This is a genomic window from Pseudomonas sp. Lz4W (assembly GCF_000346225.2).
Lineage (GTDB): Bacteria > Pseudomonadota > Gammaproteobacteria > Pseudomonadales > Pseudomonadaceae > Aquipseudomonas > Aquipseudomonas paraversuta.
In genome coordinates, this window is the sequence record NZ_CP017432.1 from 4,577,300 (window position 1) to 4,600,863 (window position 23,564).

The following is a 23,564-nucleotide window of genomic DNA, read 5'->3' on the forward strand; positions in this document are numbered from 1 at the left end:
GCGCCTGAAAAAATGGTGTGCTGCGCCCAAGGCGCAGAAACAACTAAAGGGCGGGATTATAGCGTAAAGCGCGAGGGAATGACCCAGCGCGATTTGCCGCGCTCCCCGGCCCTGGAACAGGCCTCCCGAGTCGCCACCCATGCCCTGGCCAAGCAATCCGGCGCGGCACCCGCTAAACTGCGCGCCCTCTGCTAGCCTGATACCCGTCGCCCAGACAGGTCGCTTCACACGGAATCCCTGAACCGCCCATGAAATTTTTGCACCTGCACGCCTTGCCATGCTGCTGCCCGGCCTGAGCCTGGCCTCCACCGGTTTCGCCGCCCAAACCCTGGAACTGGACCCGAGCGTCATCACCGGCTCGCGCAGCGCCAGCCCGAGTTTTGATCTGCCGTACTCGGTAGACAGCATCAGCCAACAGCAAATCAGCGACGGCCAACTGGGGATTAATGCCTCGGAGGTTTTATCCCGGGTGCCGGGGCTGGTGGTGCAAAACCGTCAGAACTACGCCCAGGACCTGCAAATTTCCTCCCGTGGCTTTGGCGCGCGCTCGGCATTCGGCGTGCGTGGCATCAAGTTGATTGCAGACGGTATCCCGGCCAGCACTCCCGACGGTCAGGGGCAAGCCGCCACCTTCAACCTCGATACCGCCGAGCGCATTGAAGTGTTGCGTGGCCCGGCGGCCACCTTGTACGGCAGCAACGCCGGCGGGGTTATTCAAATGTTCTCCCGTGATGGCGAAGGCCCGCCGCGCATTGGTGCCGAAACCCTGATCGGCAGCGACGGCATGAGCAAAAACCACCTCACTGCCGAAGGCGCCACCGATGATGTCGGCTTTGTACTCGATGCCTCGCGCATGGACACCGACGGCTACCGCGACCATAGTGCTGCACGTCGCGACCAGACCTTTGCCAAGCTCAACCTGCACCCCGATGACGACAGCAAGCTGGCGCTGATTTACAGCAGCCTTGAGCAAAACGGTACCCAGGACCCGCTGGGACAAAGCTGGGATGCCTACAAGGCCGACCCGCGCTCGGTGACCCCCGCAGCCCTGACCTACAACACCCGCAAGAGCATCGACCACCAGCAACTGGGGATGAACTACGAGCGTTATATCGGCGACGCCACCCTGCAGGTCAATGCCTACACCGGCACCCGCAGCGTTATTCAGTACCTGGCGATTCCCAAGGGAACCCCCAGCAACAACCAGGGCGGCGGTGTGGTTCAGTTCGACCGCAAGTTCTACGGTGGCAGCCTGCGCTGGCTGCAACCTGTGGCTGGCGTGCCGGGCGAACTGACCCTGATTGGTGGTCTGGACTTTGACCAGAGCCAGGACAGTCGCCACGGTTACAACAACTACATAGGCGACCAACTGGGGGTCAAAGGCGCGCTGGTACGCGACGAGGTCGATACTGCCCGCAGTCTCGATCCGTATGTACAGGCCAACTGGGCCATCGACGACTGGACCCTGCAGGCCGGCTTGCGCTACAGCACCATGGAAATGGACGTCGATGATCAATTTTTGAGCAATGGCGACGACAGCGGCACCAAGCGCTATGAAAAAGCCACGCCGTCGGTCAGCGTGATGTATGCCTTCACCCCTGAGCTGCATGGTTATGTCAGCGCAGGCAAAGGCTTTGAAACGCCAACCCAGGCCGAGCTGGCCTATTCACCCAGCGGCACTGGCTTTAACTTCGGCCTCAAGCCTTCCGAAAGCACGCAGTACGAAATGGGCCTCAAGGCGCAGATCGACAACACCCGGATCAACGCGGCCGTGTTCCAGATCACCACCGAAGATGAGCTGGTGGTTTTGGGCAATAGCGGCGGGCGCACGACCTACCAGAACGCCGGCCGCACCCTGCGCCGCGGGTTTGAACTGGGGATCGAAAGCCAGCTCAGCGAGCACTGGACCACTACCCTGGCCTACACCCGCCTGCAAGCGACCTACGACAGCGACTTCGCCAGCACCAAAGGCACTGTCGACAAAGGCAACTACCTGCCTGGCGTACCGCAGACCACCTTGTTTGCCGAAGTGAACTGGAAGCCGGCCGACTGGGTCAGCACCGCCATCGAAGGCATGTACCGCAGCAAGGTCTACGTTGAAGACACCAACACCGCAAAAGCTGCACCGGCTTACAGCGTATTCAACTGGCGGGCCAGGTTTGAACAGAAGGTCGAGCACTGGACCTTCCACCAGACCTTGCGCCTGGACAACCTGCTGGACCGTCAGTACGTGGGTTCGGTGATTGTGGCCGACGGCAATAGCCGCTTCTACGAAGCCGCGCCGGGCCGTTCGTGGTATGCCGGCGCCGGAGCCGAATACCGCTTTTAAATGCCCCCCCCGCCCCTGTAGGAGCGAGCTTGTCTCGCGAGCTCTTCCAACGCCGCAACGAAACGCTCGCGAGCAAGCTCGCTCCTACAGAGGGTTGGGGGATCAGGGCTACCGGGGGCCGCCGGGGCCAGATACAAACAGCGAATCCCCCCCTGCAGGAGCGAGCTTGTCTCGCGAGCTCTTCCAACGCCGCAACGAAACGCTCGCGAGCAAGCTCGCTCCTACAGAGGGTTGGGGGATCAGGGCTACCGGGGGCCGCCTGGGCCAGATACAAACAGCGAATCCCCCCGTAGGAGCGAGCTTGTCTCGCGAGCTCTTCCAACGCCGCAACGAAAAGCTCGCGAGCAAGCTCGCTCCTACAGAGGGTTGGGGGATCAGGGCTACCGGGGGCTACCGGGGCCAGATACAAACAGCGAATCCCCCCCGTAGGAGCGAGCTTGTCTCGCGAGCTCTTCCAGCGCCGCAACGAAACGCTCGCGAGCAAGCTCGCTCCTACAGAGGGTTGGGGTCAGGGCTGTCTTGGCAGGCGGCCGTCGATCACTTGATACAAGGCACTGTCCACCGGCCAGTTACGCATGAAGCGTGCACGGTCGCGGACATAGGCCGGGGCGAAACTACTCAGGGAGCGGTGCTGACACATTGAATCCAGATCAATCAGTGCCCAGCGCCCTTCGTCCCAGAACACGTTGTGACCCTTGAGGTCTCCGTGGCTGATGCGCTCGCGGATCAAATCGGCAAACAGGCCATCCAGCGCCTGCAACTCGACTTCTGGCGCATTACCCTGCTCAACATAGGGCGCAAAGCGCTCGATGATGTCCGCACCCGGCAAGTACTCGGTCACCAGATACGCTTTACCGCGCAGCCAGCAAAAACGTGTTTCCAGCAGCGCCAGCGGCCTGGGCGTAGCAATGCCGAGAAACCCCAGGCGGTTGCCCTCGCGCCACGAATGCCAGGCCCGGCTCGGACGCCAGAAGCGCTTGAGCCAGTGGGCAAAGCCCTTGATGTTGTAGCGCTTGACCACCAGCGTGCGGCCCGCCACTTCGACCTTGCCAACACTCGCCGCGCCACCGGTCTTGTACAGGTGCCCCCGATCGAGCAAGGCATCGGCTTGAGCCAGTACCGGCAGCATCGCCGCCTCCTGGTCGCGGCGAATGGCGCGCAGGGCAAAAGCCCCGCGCTGCACGCTAAACAAGGTGCAGTCGCGCCCGACCTTGGTCAAAAAGTCGTTCAGCCGCCAGGCACGGACTTTCTCCACCTGCTTGAGCAGCGCTTCCAGCGGCAGTGCGTGTTCACCATTGCTGAGCAGGTAATGCACCAGCAATTCTTCGATAAAAGGCTCCAGGCTTTTCGGCAACTGGGCGAAGAACACGCCGAGATTTTCCAGTACTTTTTGTCGCGACAGCGGCTTGCCCGCCTCTTCGACGCAAATCCCCGCACCGTCGATCAAATACAGTTTGCCGTTGTGACGCAGCAGGTTGTCCAGGTGCAGGTCTTGCTGCCAGAGCCCCTTGAGGTGCATCTGCCCGATCGCCCCCAGGGCCTCTGCCAGAACAGCTTGCTGCTCATCGGACAGTACCGGCAGAGCCTGCACGGCTTTCCAGGCCATATCGAGGCTTTGGGCGTCTTCCAGAAATTCGAACAACAACCAGCCGCCCTCGCCTTCCTGCAAACCGTCGGCCAGCAGCAAAGGGGTGGTCAGGCCTTGATCGGCCAGCAGACGCACGCCATTGAGTTCACGCTGAAAATTGCGCGCGGCTTTAGGGCCGACCATCAACTTGGCCAGTACCGCACGCCCGCGCCAGACACCGGCGCCGACATAGCGCTGGCCCGGCAATACACGCAGCAAGGTCAATAGTTGCAACCGCGCCGGCCCGGCGGCGTCCGCCAGTTCAATGCTGAGCGGCAAACCCGGCGCACGCCCGGCTTTTTGCAATTCGGACAGGCGCATCAACGTTCCCCTTTGCGGCTACGGCGCAGGTTAAGGCGCTGATACCACGCATCCACCAGGCCGCTGTCAGCCGGTTGTTCCAGATAGGCGGCGAGCAAGGCGCGCACCCCGGCTTCAGTCCAGGCATCTGCCCGGCGCAGCAACGGCTCGATGTCCTTGACCCGATCACGCTGCCCCAGCAGCAACGGGCGGGTTTTCTCCAGATCGATCAGTTGCGCGCGATAGGCCGCACCGTCAGGCTGCAGGAATATGTGTTTGGGATAAAAGCAGCCGTGAACCTGGCGCACCGCGTGCAGCCGGCGGGCCAATTGACCGCATGCCTGCAAGATCGCCTGCTGTTGCCCGGCTGTCAGCTGCGGCCACTGTTCGAGCAAAGAATCCAGGTCATTCCAGCCATCCAGAGCGCGGGTCATCAGGATCGCCCGACGTTCGCCCGGCACTTTGCGCTCGCCGAAGAACACGGCCTCCAGCGCCGGAATACCCAGCGTTTTGTAGCGCTCGATATTGCGAAACTCGCGGGCAAAACTCGGCTCGCCCAGGGGGCTATGCAGGGTGCGGGTCAGGTAATTACTCTGGCGCTTGAGGTAAAAGCCCTGGCCTTCCAGATCCATACGAAACACGCTGCTCCAGCCACCACCACTGGTGTTGGGTTCGTCCACCGCGTCCAGTTGCACGGCCCACAATGCATCAAAGTCGGCCAGCCCGTTACGCTCAAGCAAGGCGCGGTCAGTGCCTGCAATAAAATCAGTCATTCCCGGCCCTCAAAGAAACGCACGATATGACGAACCCGCTCTTTGTCCGCCGCATTGAGTGTATTACGCCCCGTGTACTGGAAATAAAAACGCAGGCGCTGGGTGGCAGTCAGGTGGTATTTGGCCACTTTGTCGAGGCAGGCCAGGTCTTTGGTGATGCGGTACTTGAGCCAGAAACCGCGCCAGAAGTCGCCATTGGGGCAGTCGATCAAATACAGTTTTGCCTGATCGTCGATCAGCAAGTTGCGCCACTTGAGGTCGTTATGGGTGAAGCGGTGGTCGTGCATGATCCGCGTATAGCGAGCCAGTTGACGACTCACACCGTCGACCCAGAGCCGATCCTTGAGCAACGGATCGTGGTTGTCGGCCAGTTCTGACAAGTCGCGGGTATTGGGCAGTTCGCGAGTAATCAGGGCGCCACGGGCATAGGCCGCACCGCTGCGCTCAAGGCCCCAGGCCACGACCTCTGCCGTGGGAATGCCCCACTTGGCGAAACGCTTGAGGTTTTGCCATTCGGATTTGACCCGCGGCCGCCCCAGATAACGGCGCAAGCCTTTACCGGCTCCGGTGTAGCGCTTGACGTAATAATTGACCCCGGCGCGCTCGACGCGAATCACTTCGGACAGCGGGTCGCGGGTCAGGTGCTCTCCCTGCAAGGCGAAGACCGCGTCCAGAGTGCCAAAATCCGCTGCCAGAGCGCTGTAAGCCGGTTCCAGATTCCAACCCGCCATTACAGTGCATCCCCATAACGCAGTTTGCGTTCATAGAGTTTGCTTGCCTTGCCTTCCAGCCACGCCAGCAGGCGGGCTTCTTCGCGCAGGATCTGGCGTAGCGGCAACTGGAAATAACCGCGCAGGAAGCGCAGTTTGTCGCGCTGGGTCAGACCGATGTCCAGCGCCGAGAAGTACAGCGCCGCCAGGTCTTTATTGCGCCAGCGCTTGCTGATCACAGTGCGAGTCTGGGCACGGTGCAGGTCGATGATGGACAGGCGGAAATTGTCCGCCGTGACCGGCTTGTCGGTGTGCAGCAGGAAGTGGCAGATGTAGCAGTCGCGATGGTTGACCCCGGCGCGGTGCATCATGCCGGTCATGCGTGCCACTTCGGCGATCAGCGCGTGCTTGAGTTTGGGCTGCGGCGGCTGTTTGACCCAGTTGAGGCTGAAGTCTTCGAGGCTGACGGTGGGCGCCAGCTCTTCAGTGATGATGAACGAGTGCTGCGCGGCCGGGTTGCTGCCCTTTTCGCCATAGGCGACGGCCGTCATGGTCGGTACGCCGACTTCATGCAGGCGCTTGATCGCACGCCATTCCTGGCCCGCCCCGAGTACTGGCAGCTTGGCGGTCAGCAGGTTTTTGAAGACTTCACCCCAGCCAATGCCACGGTGAATTTTCACAAAGAAACCACGCCCGTCGAGTTCAGTACGCAAGGTACGTCGACCTTCCAGCTCGCGGTATACCTCGCCTTCCAGACGCTCGACTTCGGTGAACGCATCGCGTCCGGCCCACAAGCTTTTGAACGGTTCGGCAAGAATCAGTTTCATCGGTGTTGCTCCGCCAGAATCACATCCGCAGCGTGCTGCGGCATGCTATAGAGGTCGGCCGTCTGCGCGTAGGCCAGGCCGTTTCGGCTCCAGGCCGCACGCGCAGCATCGTCGGACAACATGTGTGTCAGGTATTCATTGAGCTGGTTCTGCTCGAACGGCTCGTCCAGCACCCGCCCGCAATCGGCGTCGCTGATGTAGTGGGCATAGCCGCACACTGCGCTGACCAGCACCGGCAGCCCGGCCACCAGTGCTTCCAGCAGTACCGTGCCGGTGTTTTCGTTATAGGCCGGGTGGATCAGCAAATCGGCGCCCAGCAGGAAACGCGGAATATCACTGCGCCCTTTAAGGAACTGCACATGATCGCCCAGCCCCAGGGTGGCGCTTTGCAGCTGGAAGACCTTGGGGTCGTCCTGGCCGATCACGAACAGTCTGGTGCGCTTTTTAAGCTCAGGGGGCAAAGCGGCCAGAGCTTTCAAGCTGCGGTCCACACCCTTGGTCTTGAACCCGGAGCCAATCTGCACCAGCAACAGGTCGTCATCGGCCAGCTGGAATTCGCGGCGGAACTCGGCGCGGATCTCGGCCGCGTTGGCCGGTGCCCGGCGGTCCAGCGCGATACCCGGTGGCAGCAAATGGAAGCGCTGCAACGGGGTCTGGTAATGCTTGATAAACAGCGGTTGCTGGACCTCGGAAATCATCAGGATTTCGGTCGCAGCATCCTTGTCGAATACCGCACGCTCATATTCGGCAAAGTGCTTGTAGCGCTTGAAATGGCGATACATCGCGTGCCGCAGGTTCTGCGCCTTGTCTTCAAAACAGCCGTCCGCCGCGTAGTACACGTCCAGACCCGGCATTTTGTTGAAGCCAATCACCCGATCGACCGGGCGCTTGGCCAGATCGGCCTGCATCCAGGCGAGCATTTTTTCATTACGGGTGTGGTTGAAGAACGCCTTGACCGGCGCCACCAGCACTTCGAAGCCCGGCGGAATATCGCCTTCCCAAATCATGGTATAGACCCGGATCTGGTGCCCGCGCTTCTGGCACTCCAGGGCAATGCGCATGAAATCGCGTTGCAGGCCGCCAAACGGGAAGTATTTGTACAACACAAAAGCCAGTTGCATCAGCGCAGTTCCTCAGCCAGTAACAACGTGCTTAATCGACTTGCGACACGCTCGGGGTTCAGGCGAGTGAAGCACAAAGGCCACTCGCTCTTCAGATCAAACCGCTGCTGGTCCTGTGCAGTCGGCTGGTAAGTACATTTTTTCTGCAGGCACGGGGCACACGGAAAATCGCTGGCCAGGTGAATCTGCACCTTGCCATAGGCACCCGTGAGGCCGGGATTGGTCGGGCCGAACAGGGAGATGGTGGGCACATCCAGTGCCGCTGCCAGATGCCCAAGGCCGGTATCGACCGCCACACAGGCACTGGCGCTGGCCAGCACCCTGGCAACACCCGCCAGGTTCAGCCTGGGCAGTACCACGGCGTTGCCCAAGCCACTGGCAATGCGCTCTGCCCTGGCCTTTTCCGCCGGGTTGCCCCAGGGCAAGCGGACTTCAATGCCCTTGTGTCCCATGCGTAGCGCCAGATCGCGCCAGTACACTTCAGGCCAGTGTTTGGTATCCCAGGTGGTGCCATGCAAAAACAGTACGTATGGCTTGTTGCGCGGTAATTCAATCAGCCGCTCAACATCGAGCCCGTAATCGCCCAGCCCCTTGGGCAGGTCGTAGCCCAAGGCAACGGCAAACAACTGGCGCAGGCGCTCAACTGCATGCTGCCCCCTGGCTACGGCCAGGCGGCGTTGATAAAAGCGGCTGGCCAGCGGTTCGCGGGCAGAGTTCTGGTCCAGGCCGGCCACCGGAGCTTTGACATAGCGCGTCAGCCAGGCACTTTTGAGCAGGCCCTGGGCATCGAGCACCAGGTCGTATTTCTCGGCGCGCAGACTCTGCTTGAAGCGCCGCCATTCACCGCTCTTGATGGTTTGCCAGATATTCTTGCGCCAGCGGCGAATGGCCACCGGAATGACTTTTCCCACTGCCGGGTGCCAGGTCGGAATCTCGGCAAAACCTTCTTCCACCACCCAGTCGAAGGTGATCCCCGGAATGGCCCGCGCCGCATCGGTCAATGCCGGCAGGGCATGAATGATATCCCCCAGGGATGAGGTTTTTACCAACAGGACGCGCACCTATTTAACCTCGACCACAGAGCCGTGCAAACGCTGCAAGGCTTCAACCACCGGCTGCGGCATCAACTCACGCAGACAGTTGTAGTGGCCGAAACGGCAGGTACGATCAAAGCAGGGGCTGCAATCGAGACCCAGGCGCACGATCTCGACCTTGTCGGCCAGGGGCGGGGTGAAGCCCGGCGACGTGGAGCCATACACCGCCACCAACGGGCGATTAAGCGCCGCCGCCACGTGCATCAGCCCGGAATCGTTGGACACCACCGCATCGGCGCACGACAGCAGGTCAATGGCTTCCGCCAGGGAAGTCTCGCCGCTGAGGTTGACCGACTCTTCGCGCAGCCCCGGAATCAGCCGCGCGCGGATGTCTTCGCCCACCCCGTGATCGTTTTTGGAACCGAACAGCCAGACTTGCCAGCCTTCGCGAATTTTTTGCTCGGCCACCGCCGCGTAGTGCTCCGACGGCCAGCGCTTGGACTCGCCAAACTCGGCACCCGGGCACAGCGCCAGCACCGGGCGGTCCAGCGCCAGACCGAATTTGCCCAGTGCCGCAGCGCGACTCACCGGGTCGATTTGCAACGCAGGACGCGGGTACGGCCGGGGCAGGTCTGCCCCGGGCTCATAGGCCAGGGCCATAAAGCGCTCGATCATCAACGGATAGCGATCTTTATCGAGCTTGCGCACATCGTTGAGCAGGCCGTAGCGGAACTCGCCGCGCCAGCCGGTGCGTTTGGGGATACCGGCGAAAAACGGCACCAGTGCCGATTTCAGCGAGTTGGGCAGCAGGATTGCCTGATCGTATTGACCCTTGAGGGACTTGCCGATCTTGCGTCGCGTGGCCAGTTCGAGTGCGCCGTGGCCGAGCGGAAAGCTCAAGGCCTGACGAACTTCAGGCATGCGCTCAAGGATGGGCCGGCTCCACTCGGGGGCCAGCACATCGATTGCGCAATCCGGATGACGCTGTTTCAGGCACTGGAACAGTGTCTGTGCCATCACCATGTCACCGACCCAGCTGGGCCCAACGATCAAAATATTCATAAGTTTCCATAAACGAGCAAGGGAGGCATTCGCCTGATACCTGTCTGTTAAAAGCCCTGTTACCTCAACCGCAGGAGCGGGCTTGTCTCGCGATGATCTCGATAGCGCCGCGTTTATCCAGTAAACACGCGTTAGCGTTAACGACCATCGCGAGCAAGCTCGCTCCTACAGAAACAGCGTTCATTTAACTGACGGGAATCAGGCATTCGCCTCCCCGCTGTAGTGCCATATCGCTTTATTTGACCAGTGTACGCCACTCTGGGTGAGCAGTAGTCTTGCCGGTTACCAGATCAAAGTAGGCTTTTTGCAGTTTTTCGGTAATCGGACCGCGACGGCCAATACCGATCAGTCGCCCGTCAACTTCGCGAATCGGCGTCACTTCAGCGGCAGTGCCGGTAAAGAAGGCTTCGTCGGCGATGTAAACCTCGTCCCGGGTAATGCGTTTTTCTACAAATTTGTACCCAAGCTCGGTGGCCAGGGTCAGGATCGTGCTGCGGGTGATGCCGTTCAGGCAAGCCGTCACGTCCGGGGTGTAAATCACGCCGTCCTTGATCAGGAATACGTTTTCGCCCGAGCCTTCAGCCACGAAGCCTTCCGGGTCCAGCAGCAACGCTTCGTCAGCACCGCCGGAAATCGCTTCCTGCAGGGCCAGCATCGAGTTGATGTAGTGACCGTTGGCCTTGGCCCGGGTCATGGAGATGTTCACGTGGTGACGGGTGAAGGAGCTGGTACGCACCTTGATCCCGACTTCCAGGGCTTCGGCGCCCATATAGGCACCCCAGCTCCACGGGGCGATGATCACATGGACTTTAAGGCCGGTGGCACGCAGGCCCATGGCTTCAGATCCGTAGAACACCATCGGCCGGATGTAGGCGCTGTCGAGGTTGTTTTCACGCACCGCCAGGCGGGTCGCTTCGTTGATTTCGTCTTTGCTGAACGGGATCTTCATGCCCATGATGTGGGCCGAATCGAACAGGCGGTCAGTGTGCGCCTGCAGGCGGAAAATCGCCGGGCCTTGCGGGGTTTCATACGCGCGCACACCTTCAAACACGCCCATGCCGTAGTGCAGGGTATGGGTCAGCACGTGGGTTGTCGCATCGCGCCACGGCACCAGCTTGCCGTCATACCAGATCACACCATCACGATCAGCCATCGACATCATTACGCTCCTCAAAGAATCCAGCACCTGCGCATGACACGTCAGGCAAATTGGACGGGCCTTATGAACCCGCCGGATACGTTTTCTAGCTCAATCCTAGCTCAGACCAAATGCGCCGTACGTGTTGACGTTCGACCACAAATTGATCCCCCGTGACCACCCCGGCCTCCTTCTGCAAGGCTTGCCGGTGGGCTACGGCGCGAAAGGCCTTGTAAGCCTCGCGCAACAGGGCAGCATCAGCGGCGGGTATCAGCCCGTCCTGCTCCAGCCCTTCCAGAATGCGGATGTTATCGGTGTAGCGCAGTACCGCAGGGTGTTCCCTGGACCAGGCCAGAGCCGCGTATTGCACCATAAATTCAATATCGACGATACCACCGGCGTCCTGCTTGAGGTCGAACGGCACCGTGGCCTGGAAGGCATTTTCCGCGGTGCCTGCAGCAGTGATCCGGGTACCGAGGTTGCCACGCATTTTGGCCCGCATCTCGCTGACTTCCTGGCGCAGGGTCGGCAAATCGCGCTCCCGGCACAGAATGCTCGCACGCACTTGCTCGAATGCTGCGCCCACTTGCTTGCAACCGACCAGGACCCGGGCCCGCACCAGCGCCTGGTGTTCCCAGGTCCAGGCTTCGCTTTGCTGGTAGCGCTCGAAAGCGCCGAGCGAACTGACCAATAGCCCTGAAGCGCCTGACGGGCGCAAGCGCATGTCAACTTCATACAGCTGCCCGGAGTTGGTCTGGGCCGTCAGCAAGTGGATGATGCGCTGGCCCAGACGGGTGAAAAACTGCGCGCTGTCGATGGGCTTGGGACCATCGGTGTCAGCGTTGGGGTCGCCATCGTGAATAAACACCAGATCCAGATCCGAGCCGTGCCCCAGCTCGATCCCGCCCACTTTGCCATAGCCCACGATAATGAAACCGGGATCGCACAGACTGCCGTCGGCCCGCTGCGGCGTGCCGTACTTGGCCACTGTCTGGCGCCAGGCCAGCGCCAGCACTTGTTGCAGAATGGCTTCGGCCAGCCAGGTGAGGTAGTCGCTGACCTTCATTAAAGGCAGGCTGCCGGCAATTTCCGAGGCCGCAACCCGCAGGCGGTGGGCCAGTTTGAAGTTACGCAAGGCCTCCATTTGCTGCTCAAGGTCGTCCTCGGGGATCCGCGTCAGGCGTTCGCGCAGTTCAGCGGCCAGCTCCGGGGCCAGGGGCGGCTTGAACAGACGACTTTCATTGAGCAACTCATCGAGCAAAAGCGGGAAGCGGGTGATCTGTTCGGCAATCCATGGACTGGCCGCACACAGGGTCAGCAGGCGCCGCAGGGCGTCAGGGTTTTCGGTCAGCAACACTAGATACGCGGAACGCCGGGCCACCGCCTCCACCAGCGGCAACACCCGTTCCAGCACCAGATCGGGGTTGGCATGTTCGACCGCCTGAGCCAGCAAACGCGGAATAAAGGCATCCAGCCGCTCGCGGCCCAAACGCTGCATGGCACGCAGTTGCGGGCTGGAGCGCAGGCTGGCCAGTTGCTTCAAGGCATTGGGGGCATCGACAAACCCGGCTTCCTGCAGTTGCGCGCAGGCCGCGGCGTCATCCTGGACTTCTTCCCACAACGGCAACCACTCACCGCCGACGATCAGCTCACCTTCGTCGATGTCCTCTTCTTCGTCCGGGTCGGCAATCACCTGACGGAAATGCCAGTCGATACGGCCGCGCCACATCATCAACTGTTCATGGAACGCGGCCCAGTTGTCGAACCCCATCATGAATGCGATACGCGCCTGATCCTGCTCGGTGTCCGGCAGCATTTGGGTCTGGCGATCGGCAATGGCCTGAATAGCGTGTTCGGTGTAACGCAAAAATTCGTAACCTTCACGCAACTCGCTGACCACCTGCGCGGGCAGGTAGCCCTGGCCTTCGAGAATGCCCAGCACTGTCAGCAGCGGACGCTGCTGCAGGCTGAGGTCGCGGCCGCCGTGGATCAGCTGGAAGGCCTGGGCGATAAACTCGACTTCACGAATCCCGCCGGCACCCAGCTTGATGTTGTCGGCCATGCCCTTGCGCCGCACTTCCTGCTGGATCAGCTGTTTCATGGTGCGCAGGGCTTCTATCGCCGAAAAATCGAGGTAGCGCCGGTACACGAACGGGCGCAGCAAACTGAGCAACTGTGCCCCCATCGCCTGATCACCGGCCACGACCCGGGCCTTGATCATGGCGTAGCGCTCCCAGTCGCGCCCCTGGTCCTGGTAGTACTGCTCCAGAGCGTTGAAACTCAGCACCAGGGCCCCCGAGGAACCATAAGGGCGCAGGCGCATGTCGACACGGAATACAAAACCGTCAACGGTCATCGGGTCCAGGGCCTTGATCAGGCGCTGGCCCAGACGGATAAAGAACTCCTGATTGTCCAGCGCACGCTTTGCCCCGACGGTTTCGCCGCCCTCGGGGTAGGCGAAAATCAGGTCGATGTCCGATGACAGGTTGAGCTCCACGGCGCCCAGCTTGCCCATCCCCAGAATCACCATTGGCTGCGGTTCGCCACTGCGATGCCCGGTAGGCGTACCGAATTGCTGGCAATGGCGCTGATACAACCAGCGATAGGCCTGATCGATGCTGGCATCGGCCATGTCCGACAGGTCGCGGCAGGTTTCAACCAGATCGGCCTGGCGGTTGAGGTCACGCCAGATAATCCGGATTTGCTGACGGGTGCGCTGACGCCGCAGCACGCGCCCCAATTCGTCATCGGTGGCGGCCGTCTCGACAGCTTCTGCAATTTGCCCGCACAACTCACCAGGTTTGAAACTGCGGTCCAGCTCCCCACTGCGCACCAGATCAAGCAACATCACAGGATCACGCAATGACTGTTCAATAAAGAAGTCGCTCGCCGCACTCACCCGCTCAAAGGCAGCCCAGCGCTCTGGCGACCAGTCATCAAGCCCGTGCTCGCCGGCAAGTTGCGCAACAGCAGCGCGCCATGACTGCTCGCTACGGCTGACAAGTGGCAATAAAAGGCTCGGAATTGCGGCAAGCGAGGGAAGGCTCATGGTCTATCCTTGATCGGCGAAGGTGTTGCCGAGTACGGTGACAGGAAGAAACAGCGGTTAAATCCGACTGTCGAACAAAGGTTACAAATAGCTGAAATTTCTATTTAATTGGCAGCCAACCTGCAATCTGAAGATCAAATTGCAAATCAAGCACTAACAATATCGATTTTTCACACAACGCAACAGGCAAGCACCCTATGCTTTCCTGTAGTTTTACTACTGAGCAACATACTCGAAAGGCTGAAATGGCCGACGATTTGTAGTAAAACTACACAACGCCGGAATCAACCCTCCGGTCATCCAAGAATTTATGTCGTCTGCCCACAAGGCCAGTCGCAAACTCAGGCAACCGATTCTGGAAGCCTTTCCGCCCTGGAGCAAGCCATGCAAGACCTCGATCCCGTCGAAACCCAGGAATGGCTGGACGCCCTGGAATCGGTTCTCGACAAAGAAGGCGAAGAACGCGCTCACTATCTGATGACCCGTATGGGTGAGCTCGCTACACGCACCGGTTCGCAACTGCCGTACGCCATCACCACGCCATACCGCAACACGATTCCCGTTACCCACGAAGCACGCATGCCTGGCGACCTGTTCATGGAACGCCGCATTCGCTCGCTGGTACGCTGGAACGCGATGGCGATGGTCATGCGCACGAACTTGAAAGATTCTGACCTGGGCGGTCACATCTCCAGTTTCGCTTCCAGCGCAACGCTGTATGACATCGGTTTCAACTACTTCTTCCAGGCTCCGACCGAAGAACATGGCGGCGACCTGATCTACTTCCAGGGTCACACCTCGCCAGGCGTTTACGCCCGTGCGTTCATGGAAGGCCGCATCACCGAAGATCAAATGAACAACTTCCGCCAGGAAGTCGACGGTCAGGGCCTGTCGTCCTACCCGCACCCTTGGCTGATGCCCGACTTCTGGCAGTTCCCGACTGTATCCATGGGCCTTGGCCCGATCCAGGCGATCTACCAGGCACGCTTCATGAAGTACCTGGAAGCCCGTGGCTACATTCCTGCCGGCAAGCAAAAAGTCTGGTGCTTCCTGGGTGACGGCGAGTGTGACGAGCCGGAATCCCTGGGCGCCATCTCCCTGGCAGGCCGCGAAAACCTCGACAACCTGATCTTCGTCATCAACTGCAACCTGCAGCGCCTTGATGGCCCGGTTCGCGGCAACGGCAAGATCATCCAGGAACTCGAAGGCGTGTTCCGCGGCGCTCACTGGAACGTGACCAAAGTCATCTGGGGCCGTTTCTGGGACCCGCTGCTGGCCAAGGACGTCGACGGTATCCTGCAACGTCGCATGGACGAAGTCATCGACGGCGAGTACCAGAACTACAAAGCCAAAGACGGCGCGTTCGTGCGCGAGCACTTCTTCAACACGCCAGAACTCAAGGCGATGGTTGCCGATCTGTCCGACGACGAGATCTGGAAGCTCAACCGTGGCGGCCACGACCCGTACAAGGTCTATGCGGCGTACCACGAAGCGGTCAACCACAAAAACCAGCCAACCGTCATCCTGGCCAAGACCATCAAGGGTTATGGCACCGGTGCCGGCGAAGCGAAGAACACTGCGCACAACACCAAGAAAGTTGATGTTGAAAGCCTGAAGCTGTTCCGCGACCGTTTCGACATTCCGGTCAAAGACGACGAAATCGAAAGCCTGCCATTCTTCAAACCCGAAGAAGGCAGCGCCGAAGCCCGCTACCTGAGCGAACGTCGCACTGCACTGGGCGGCTTCGTCCCTCAGCGCCGCGCCAAGAGCCTGAGCATCCCTACCCCGCCACTGGACACGCTCAAGGCCATCCTTGACGGTTCCGGCGACCGTGAAATTTCCACCACCATGGCGTTCGTGCGCATCCTGGCACAGCTGGTGAAGGACAAGGACATCGGTCAGCGCATCGTTCCGATCATCCCGGACGAAGCCCGTACCTTCGGTATGGAAGGCATGTTCCGCCAACTGGGCATCTACTCGTCCGTCGGCCAGCTCTACGAGCCGGTTGATAAAGACCAGGTGATGTTCTACCGCGAAGACAAGAAAGGTCAGATTCTCGAAGAAGGCATCAACGAAGCAGGCGCCATGAGCTCCTTCATCGCCGCCGGTACTTCGTACTCCAACCACAACCAGCCAATGCTGCCGTTCTACATCTTCTACTCGATGTTCGGTTTCCAGCGTATTGGCGACCTGGCCTGGGCCGCCGGCGACAGCCGCACCCGTGGCTTCCTGATCGGCGGCACCGCCGGGCGTACCACGCTCAACGGTGAAGGCCTGCAGCACGAAGACGGTCACAGCCACATCCTGGCCAGCACTATCCCGAACTGCCGCACCTTTGATCCGACCTACGGCTACGAGCTGGCGGTGATCATTCAGGACGGCATGAAGAAGATGACCGAAGAGCAACAGGACGTCTTCTACTACATCACCGTGATGAACGAGTCGTACCAGCAGCCAGCCATGCCGGCCGGTGTTGAGGAAGGCATCGTCAAGGGTATGTACCTGCTTGAAGAAGACACCAAGGAAGCAGCTCACCACGTTCAGCTGATGGGCTCCGGCACCATCCTGCGCGAAGTGCGTGAAGCGGCGAAAATCCTGCGTGAAGACTTCAACATCGGTGCTGACGTATGGAGCGTTACCAGCTTCAACGAACTGCGTCGCGACGGCCTGGCCGTTGAGCGCAGCAACCGTCTGCACCCGGGCCAGAAGCCTCAGCTGAGCTATGTCGAAGAGTGCCTGACTGGCCGTAAAGGTCCGGTCATTGCCTCCACCGACTACATGAAGCTGTTCGCCGAGCAGATTCGTCAGTGGGTACCGGTCAAGGAATTCAAAGTGCTGGGCACTGATGGTTTCGGCCGCAGCGACAGCCGCAAAAAACTGCGTCACTTCTTTGAAGTAGACCGTCATTTCGTGGTGTTGGCAGCCCTTGAAGCATTGGCTGACCGTGGCGATATCGAACCGAAAGTAGTGGCTGAAGCCATCGTCAAGTTCGGCATCAACCCGGAAAAACGCAACCCACTGGACTGCTGAGGAGAATTTTTGTGAGCGAACTCATTCGAGTACCTGACATCGGCAGCGGTGACGGCGAAGTCATCGAACTGTTTGTAAAGGTCGGCGACCGTATCGAAGCCGATCAAAGCATCCTGACCCTGGAGTCGGACAAGGCGAGCATGGAAATCCCTGCTCCCAAGGCCGGCGTCGTCAAGAGCCTGAAGGTCAAGCTGGGCGACCGCCTGAAAGAAGGCGACGAACTGCTGGAGCTGGAAGTTGAAGGTGGCGCTGCAGCCCCTGAAGCACCAGCCCCTGCAGCGGCACCTGCCGCGGCAGAAAAACCGGCTGCCGCCCCTGCTGCCGAGGCCCCTGCGGCCCCGGCTGCAGCACCTGCACAATCCACCGTCCAGGACATTCACGTCCCGGACATCGGCTCGTCGGGCAAAGCCAAGATCATCGAGATCCTGGTCAAGGCCGGCGATACCGTTGAGGCTGATCAATCGCTGATCACCCTCGAATCCGACAAAGCCAGCATGGAAATTCCATCGCCGGCCGCCGGTGTGGTTGAAAGCATTTCGGTCAAGCTGGATGACGAAGTCGGCACTGGCGACTTCATCCTCAAGCTCAAGGTCGCGGGCGCTGCTGCGCCAGCGGCACCGGCCCAGGCTGCAGCTCCTGCTGCGGCCAAAGCTGAGGCGCCTGCTGCGGCACCTGCTGCACCGGCTGCCAAAGCTGCGGCACCAGCCCCGGCCCCGGCCGCTGCACCAGCAGCAAGCGGTGCCAAAGTTCACGCCGGCCCCGCCGTGCGTCAACTGGCCCGCGAGTTCGGCGTCGAGCTGAGCGCAGTCAGCCCAAGCGGCCCCCATGGTCGTGTGATCAAAGAAGACGTGCAGGCTTACGTCAAAACCATGATGCAGAAGGCCAAGGAAGCTCCGGCAGCCGGTGCAACCGGCGGCGCGGGCATTCCTCCGATCCCGGTAGTGGACTTCAGCCGCTTCGGCGAAGTTGAAGAAGTGGCCATGACCCGCCTGATGCAAATCGGCGCGTCGAGCCTGCACCGCAGCTGGCTGAACATCCCGCACGTGACCCAGTTCGACCAGGCTGACATCACCGAGCTGGAAGCCTTCCGCGTCGCGCAAAAAGCCGTCGCAGAAAAAGCCGGCGTCAAGCTGACCGTACTGCCTCTGCTGCTCAAGTCCTGCGCCCACCTGCTCAAGGAAATGCCGGACTTCAACAGCTCGCTGGCGCCAAGCGGCAAAGCGATCATCCGCAAGAAGTACGTCAACATCGGCTTTGCCGTAGACACCCCGGATGGCCTGCTGGTCCCTGTGATCAAAAACGTCGACCAGAAAAGCCTGTTGCAGCTTGCTGCCGAGGCCGCCGCACTGGCTGCCAAGGCCCGCGACAAGAAGCTCACCGCTGACGACATGCAGGGCGCCTGCTTCACCATTTCCAGCCTCGGGCACATTGGCGGCACCGGCTTCACGCCGATCGTCAACGCACCGGAAGTGGCGATCCTCGGCGTTTCCAAGGCAACCATCCAGCCAGTCTGGGACGGCAAAGCCTTCCAGCCGAAACTGATGCTGCCTCTGTCGCTGTCCTACGATCACCGTGTGATCAACGGCGCAGCGGCTGCACGCTTCACCAAGCGCCTGAGCGACTTGCTGGGCGACATCCGCACCATCCTGTTGTAAGCCACGCCCCGGCCTTCCCCAGGGAAGGCCGGAGTAGCGCACAGTTTTCCGAGCGCCACGCTCGTACCTCAACCCCGCCCGTTTGGCGGGGCTTTTTTTGCCCGCATTTTTTGCTGGCCAGCCGCTTCCCCCATAACCCTGCGGGAGCCGGCTTGCCAGGGATGATTACAGCCTGCCGGCCCCTGAAGCCGGCGAGTCATAAAAGCGTAACAGCCGACGGACAACCTGCAGCTATCGGCAAGCCTGCCGATAGCGACCTGAGCCTGCATGCTCACTTGTCAGCGTCGTGAGCTTGATGCAACCTTGCCGCAGACCACCGACCGCAGGAACAGGGCGCCAGCCCGTGTGCAATCAGCATTTGTAAAGCGAGTGTCTTAATGAAAAGCCAACCCGATGCTGCCCTGCGTATGGCAGCCGAGGTCGTGACCCAGTTACCCGTGCCCTCCCGGCTCGGCATGCTGCGTTTCGAACGGCTTAATGAAGCCAGCTGGGCACTGCTCTACCTGGACCCCCACTGCGAACGCCAGTTTGGCCTGCCAGCGGCAGAGCTGTGCGCGCTCACCGGCTCGCCCTATGCCAGCCTGATGGAGCCCAAGGCCCGCTACCAGCTGCATGACGCGATTGAACTGCAACTCAGGACCAGCCCCCACTACGTGGTGCATTACACCCTGCACACCCCCCAGGGCGCGCTGAACCTGATGGAGCTGGGCGAAGCTTACAAACAGCACAATCGGCACTTGCTGCGCGGCTACCTGCTGGTGGTCGAAAGCGCGGTCAACAGCGCACTGCCTGCTGCGCCGCCAGCCGGGCCCGAAACCCAGCACAGCCGCCTGCACATCGCCCTGGAGCTCAACCAGCGGGCCCAGCAAGAGCAACTCCAGCATCTGGAGCGGGTGCGGGCGCAACAGGATCTGATCCTGCTGCTGGCCCGCCACCGGTATAGCCAGCACAACTCGCTGCAAGAGGCAGCGGAACTGATTACCCGTAGCGCCTGCGAGATTTATCAAGTGGACGGCGCCAGCCTGTGGAACCTTGAAGGCAACCAGCTGCTGCCTATCTCTGCGTATCAGCGCGAAAGCCAGGCCTTTGTCGAGCAGGGAATTTTCGACGCCAGTGCGTTTCCGGACTATCTCGAAGCCCTGCACACCAGCCGCTCCATCGATGCCCAGAATGCCAACCATGACCCGCGCACCCGCGAGCTGATGGCGAGCCCGGGTCGACGCGATGCCAACGCCATGCTCGATGCCAGTATCCGCATCGACGGCCAGGTGGTCGGCGTGCTGTGCCTGGAGCAAACCGGCAAAACCCGGGTCTGGCAGGCGGATGAAATTGCCTTTGCCGGCGAACTGGCTGACCAGTTCGCCCAAGTCATCAACAACCACAACCGGCGTACCGCCACCAACGCCCTGCACCTGTTCCAGCGGGCGGTCGAACAAAGCGCCAACGCTTTCCTGCTGGTCAACTGCATGGGAGTGGTCGAATACGTCAACCCCAGCTTTACCGCCATCACCCAGTACAGTTCCGACGAAGTGCAGGGGCACAAGCTGTCGGAACTGCCCGCACTGGAGAACCTCAGCGATCTGCTGTTTGATGCGCACTCAAGCCTGAGCAAAGGCAATAGCTGGCAAGGCGAATTCAAAAGCCGGCGCAAAAACCTGGAGCCCTACTGGGGCCAGATGTCGATCTCCAAGGTCTATGGCGACAACCGTGAACTGACCCATTACATCGGCATTTACGAAGACATCACCGACTCCAAACTGGCACAGCAGCGCATCGAGCGTCTGGCCTACACCGACAACCTGACCAATCTGGGCAACCGCCCGGCGTTCATTCGCAACCTCGATGAGCGCTTCGCCCGCAACAGCACCACCCAGGTATGCCTGCTGCTGGTAGACATCGACAACTTCAAGCGCATCAATGACAGCCTCGGCCACCAGACTGGCGACAAACTGCTGATCAGCCTGGCCAGACGGTTGCGCAACAGCCTCAACCCGAGCGACAACCTGGCGCGCTTCGCCAGTAACGAATTCGCCGTACTGCTCGATGACACGGGCCTGGAGACCGGGCAGAAAATCGCCAGCCAGTTGCTGATGACCCTCGACAAGCCGATGTTCGTCGACAACCAGCTAATCAGCGTTACGGGCTCGGTCGGCGTCGCCTGCTCGCCCTTGCACGGGCGCGACCCGCAAACCCTGATGCGCAACGCCGGGCTGGCACTGCACAAGGCCAAAGCCAACGGCAAGCACCAGGTGCAAGTGTTCACCGAAGCCCTGAACGCCGAAGCCAGCTACAAACTCTTCGTCGAAAACAATCTGCGCCGGGCCCTGACGCAAAATGAACTCGACGTGTTCTACCAGCCCAAACTCTGCCTGCGCAGCGGCCGGCTGCTGGGCATGGAAGCCCTGCTGCGCTGGAACCACCCGGAAAAAGGCATGATCCGCCCTGACCAGTTCATCAGCGTGGCCGAGGAAACCGGGTTGATCATTCCGATTGGCAAATGGGTCGCGCGCCAGGCCTGCCGCATGAGCAAACAGCTGGCCGGCGAAGGCCTGGGCAACCTGCAGGTGGCAATCAATTTGTCGCCCAAGCAGTTTTCCGACCCGGATCTGGTGGCCTCGATTGCCAGCATCCTCAAGGAAGAACGGCTGCCCGCCTCGCTGCTGGAACTCGAACTGACCGAAGGCCTGCTGCTGGAAGCCACCGATGACACGCGCCTGCAACTCGATCAGCTCAAAAAGCTCGGCCTGACCCTGGCCATGGACGATTTTGGCACCGGTTATTCATCGCTCAGCTACCTGAAAAAATTCCCGATCGACATCCTCAAGATCGACCGCAGCTTTATCAATGACATCCCGGACAACCAGAACGACATGGAGATCACCTCTGCCGTGATCGCCATGGCCCACAACCTCAAACTCAAAGTGGTTGCCGAAGGCATCGAAACCGCTGCACAGTTGGCGTTCCTGCGCCGCCATCGTTGCGATGTGGGCCAGGGTTACCTGTTCGACCGCCCGATCCCCGGCAGCGAACTGGTGACCCGACTCAAACGCTATCCGCGTGGCCCCCTGGCCTGACAACGACGTAACACTGGGGCAAACTGCAGATCTTAATTCCTACAATCTGACTGAGAGGACTTGCAACATGGTCTTACGCTCGGAAATCCTGGTGAATAAAAACGTGCTACCTACTCAAGAACAGGCCCTGCCGGGCCGCGAAACGCCAATGGTGTTGCCGGACTACCACTTCGTACACAAAGACACCCCGCTGCTGGGCCCCTTTATCGGCAATGTCGGCTTTGCCATTTTCGGCCTGGGTTGTTTCTGGGGCGCAGAACGCAAGTTCTGGCAGCGTGAAGGCGTAGTCAGCACCGTCGTGGGCTACGCCGGCGGCTTCACCCCGAACCCGACCTACGAAGAAGTCTGCTCGGGCCTGACCGGCCATACCGAAGTGGTTCTGGTGGTCTACGACCAGGACAAAGTCAGCTACGCAGAACTGTTGAAAATGTTCTGGGAGCTGCACAACCCGACCCAGGGCATGCGCCAGGGCAACGACATCGGTACCCAGTACCGGTCGGTTATCTACTGCACCACACCGGAACAGCTGGATGAGGCACTGGCCAGCAAAGCCGCATTCCAGGCCGAGCTGACCAAAGCTGGCCTGGGCACCATCACCACCGAAATCGACCAGGCCCCTACGGTCTATTTCGCCGAGGCCTATCACCAGCAATACCTGGCGAAAAACCCGGAAGGCTACTGCGGTATCGGTGGCACCGGCGTGACCTGCCCGATTTGAGGTGACACAAACAACATCGCGAGCAAGCTCGCTCCTACAGGTTTAGTTGATACCTGCAGGAGCGAGCTTGCTCGCGATTGGTTTTGCCTGATGCCAATTACTCTGCGATCAACCATTCCATCTGAAAGCCGCCCTGGGTCTGCCCCAGATGCTTGGCCAGCCACGGCATCAACTCACGCAGCTCCTCTTCCAGCCCCCACGGCGGATTGGCAATGGCCAGGCCGGAGCCATTGAGGCTGCCAGGGGTGTCCAGAGGGTGCACGAACAACTCGACCTGAAGCAATTTCGGCGCACCTGAACCTGCCAGGTCCTGATAGAAGCGACGCAACTGGCGCTTGTCCTTGATCGGGTACCAGATCGCCACCACGGTTTGACGCATACGGCTGATCGCATCTTTCAGCGATTCGGCGCAGCGCTTCATCTCATCGAGCTTTTCAAACGGCGGGTCAATCAGCATCAGTCCGCGCTTCTCGGCCACTGGCAGCAGTGCCCGCGGCACATGCCAGCCCTCACCCAGATGCACCGCCACCCGCCGATCGCCTTTCATGTTGTCTTTGAGCAACACACCGTCTTCCGGGTGCTTCTCGTTCAGCAACACGCGATCCTGGGAACGGGTCAAACACCGCGCCAGCTCAGGCGAACCCGGGTAGTAGCGCAACTCGCCATCCGGGTTCATTTTGTTCAGCACCTGCATGTAATCGGCAGTCACCGCCGGCAAATTCTTCTTGCCCCACAACCGCGCAATCCCTTCCAGGTACTCACCCGTGCGATTGGCCTGGTCGCCCTTGAGGTCGTACAAGCCGATCCCGGCGTGGGTATCGAGGTAGGCAAAAGGTTGATCTTTACGCGACATCAGGGCGATGAGGCGGGTCAAGACAATGTGTTTAAAGACGTCGGCGTGGTTGCCGGCGTGGAAGGCGTGACGATAGTTCATGGTTGCTCCTGCGCAGGGGGCGAAGTTTACCCTGTGCAGCGAATAACGTCAGGGGTTAAGCCCGTGGCCGCGCCAAACGGTGCAGCCAGGCAGGGCCAGCGGTGCCGCGCAAAGCAAAAAAAAGGCCCGCCTCCAAAGGAGACGGGCCTTTTCTCAAGGCCGGCAGAGCTGGCCCTGGCTCAA

Annotated in this window: 15 protein-coding genes; 5 read left to right on the forward strand and 10 right to left on the reverse strand. The window is 60.5% G+C overall.

Annotated elements, in window-relative coordinates:
• Positions 1-277 precede the first annotated feature (277 nt).
• Positions 278-2,329 carry a TonB-dependent receptor gene (locus tag B195_RS20870; RefSeq protein WP_003438926.1) on the forward strand — a complete coding sequence of 684 codons (2,052 nt, stop codon included), beginning with the start codon at positions 278-280 and terminating at the stop codon, positions 2,327-2,329.
• Positions 2,330-2,837: 508 nt separating this feature from the next.
• Here the strand turns inward: B195_RS20870 and B195_RS20875 are convergent.
• The 9 genes from B195_RS20875 to glnE form a co-directional block, all read right to left on the reverse strand.
• On the reverse strand, positions 2,838-4,277 hold the full coding sequence (locus B195_RS20875; RefSeq protein ID WP_003438924.1) for a lipopolysaccharide kinase InaA family protein: 1,440 nt from the start codon (positions 4,275-4,277) through the stop codon (positions 2,838-2,840).
• On the reverse strand, positions 4,277-5,029 hold the full coding sequence (locus tag B195_RS20880; protein WP_003438921.1) for a lipopolysaccharide kinase InaA family protein: 753 nt from the start codon (positions 5,027-5,029) through the stop codon (positions 4,277-4,279). Before B195_RS20880 ends, B195_RS20875 begins: the two co-directional genes overlap by 1 nt.
• Positions 5,026-5,760 (reverse strand): lipopolysaccharide kinase InaA family protein, encoded by a 735-nt coding sequence (locus B195_RS20885; RefSeq protein ID WP_003438919.1) that lies wholly within the window; start codon positions 5,758-5,760, stop codon positions 5,026-5,028. The genes B195_RS20880 and B195_RS20885 overlap by 4 nt, the downstream gene beginning before the upstream one ends.
• Positions 5,760-6,566, reverse strand: a complete 807-nt coding sequence (gene rfaP / locus B195_RS20890) for a lipopolysaccharide core heptose(I) kinase RfaP (protein WP_003438916.1) — start codon at positions 6,564-6,566, stop codon at positions 5,760-5,762. The genes B195_RS20885 and rfaP overlap by 1 nt, the downstream gene beginning before the upstream one ends.
• A complete protein-coding gene (locus tag B195_RS20895) occupies positions 6,563-7,687 on the reverse strand; it encodes a glycosyltransferase family 4 protein (RefSeq protein ID WP_003438913.1) in 1,125 nt (374 codons plus the stop codon). Before B195_RS20895 ends, rfaP begins: the two co-directional genes overlap by 4 nt.
• Positions 7,687-8,748, reverse strand: a complete 1,062-nt coding sequence (waaC, locus tag B195_RS20900; protein ID WP_003438909.1) for a lipopolysaccharide heptosyltransferase I — start codon at positions 8,746-8,748, stop codon at positions 7,687-7,689. The genes B195_RS20895 and waaC overlap by 1 nt, the downstream gene beginning before the upstream one ends.
• On the reverse strand, positions 8,749-9,783 hold the full coding sequence (gene waaF, locus B195_RS20905) for a lipopolysaccharide heptosyltransferase II (protein WP_003438906.1): 1,035 nt from the start codon (positions 9,781-9,783) through the stop codon (positions 8,749-8,751). It abuts the gene before it with no gap.
• A 235-nt stretch (positions 9,784-10,018) separates the two neighbouring features.
• Positions 10,019-10,942 (reverse strand): branched-chain amino acid transaminase, encoded by a 924-nt coding sequence (locus B195_RS20910; RefSeq protein ID WP_003438904.1) that lies wholly within the window; start codon positions 10,940-10,942, stop codon positions 10,019-10,021.
• Positions 10,943-11,027: 85 nt separating this feature from the next.
• Entirely contained in the window at positions 11,028-13,970 is a 2,943-nt protein-coding gene (gene glnE, locus B195_RS20915) for a bifunctional [glutamate--ammonia ligase]-adenylyl-L-tyrosine phosphorylase/[glutamate--ammonia-ligase] adenylyltransferase (protein ID WP_003438902.1), read from the reverse strand.
• A 384-nt stretch (positions 13,971-14,354) separates the two neighbouring features.
• Here glnE and aceE point away from each other — a divergent pair, with 384 nt between their 5' ends.
• The 4 genes from aceE to msrA all read left to right on the forward strand — a co-directional run bounded on the left by aceE (position 14,355) and on the right by msrA (position 22,447).
• Positions 14,355-17,000 (forward strand): pyruvate dehydrogenase (acetyl-transferring), homodimeric type, encoded by a 2,646-nt coding sequence (gene aceE, locus B195_RS20920; protein ID WP_003438900.1) that lies wholly within the window; start codon positions 14,355-14,357, stop codon positions 16,998-17,000.
• 11 nt (positions 17,001-17,011) lie between these two features.
• A complete protein-coding gene (gene aceF / locus B195_RS20925) occupies positions 17,012-18,655 on the forward strand; it encodes a dihydrolipoyllysine-residue acetyltransferase (RefSeq protein ID WP_003438897.1) in 1,644 nt (547 codons plus the stop codon).
• 377 nt (positions 18,656-19,032) lie between these two features.
• Entirely contained in the window at positions 19,033-21,729 is a 2,697-nt protein-coding gene (locus B195_RS20930) for a GGDEF and EAL domain-containing protein (protein ID WP_003438895.1), read from the forward strand.
• Positions 21,730-21,796: 67 nt separating this feature from the next.
• Entirely contained in the window at positions 21,797-22,447 is a 651-nt protein-coding gene (msrA, locus tag B195_RS20935) for a peptide-methionine (S)-S-oxide reductase MsrA (RefSeq protein WP_003438892.1), read from the forward strand.
• A 97-nt stretch (positions 22,448-22,544) separates the two neighbouring features.
• On the opposite strand, the gene B195_RS20940 is transcribed toward msrA, so the two are convergent.
• The gene (locus B195_RS20940) at positions 22,545-23,381 is read right to left on the reverse strand and encodes a 23S rRNA (adenine(2030)-N(6))-methyltransferase RlmJ (protein ID WP_003438881.1); all 837 of its coding nucleotides are present in this window, start codon (positions 23,379-23,381) and stop codon (positions 22,545-22,547) included.
• Between the last annotated feature and the right edge of the window lie 183 nt (positions 23,382-23,564).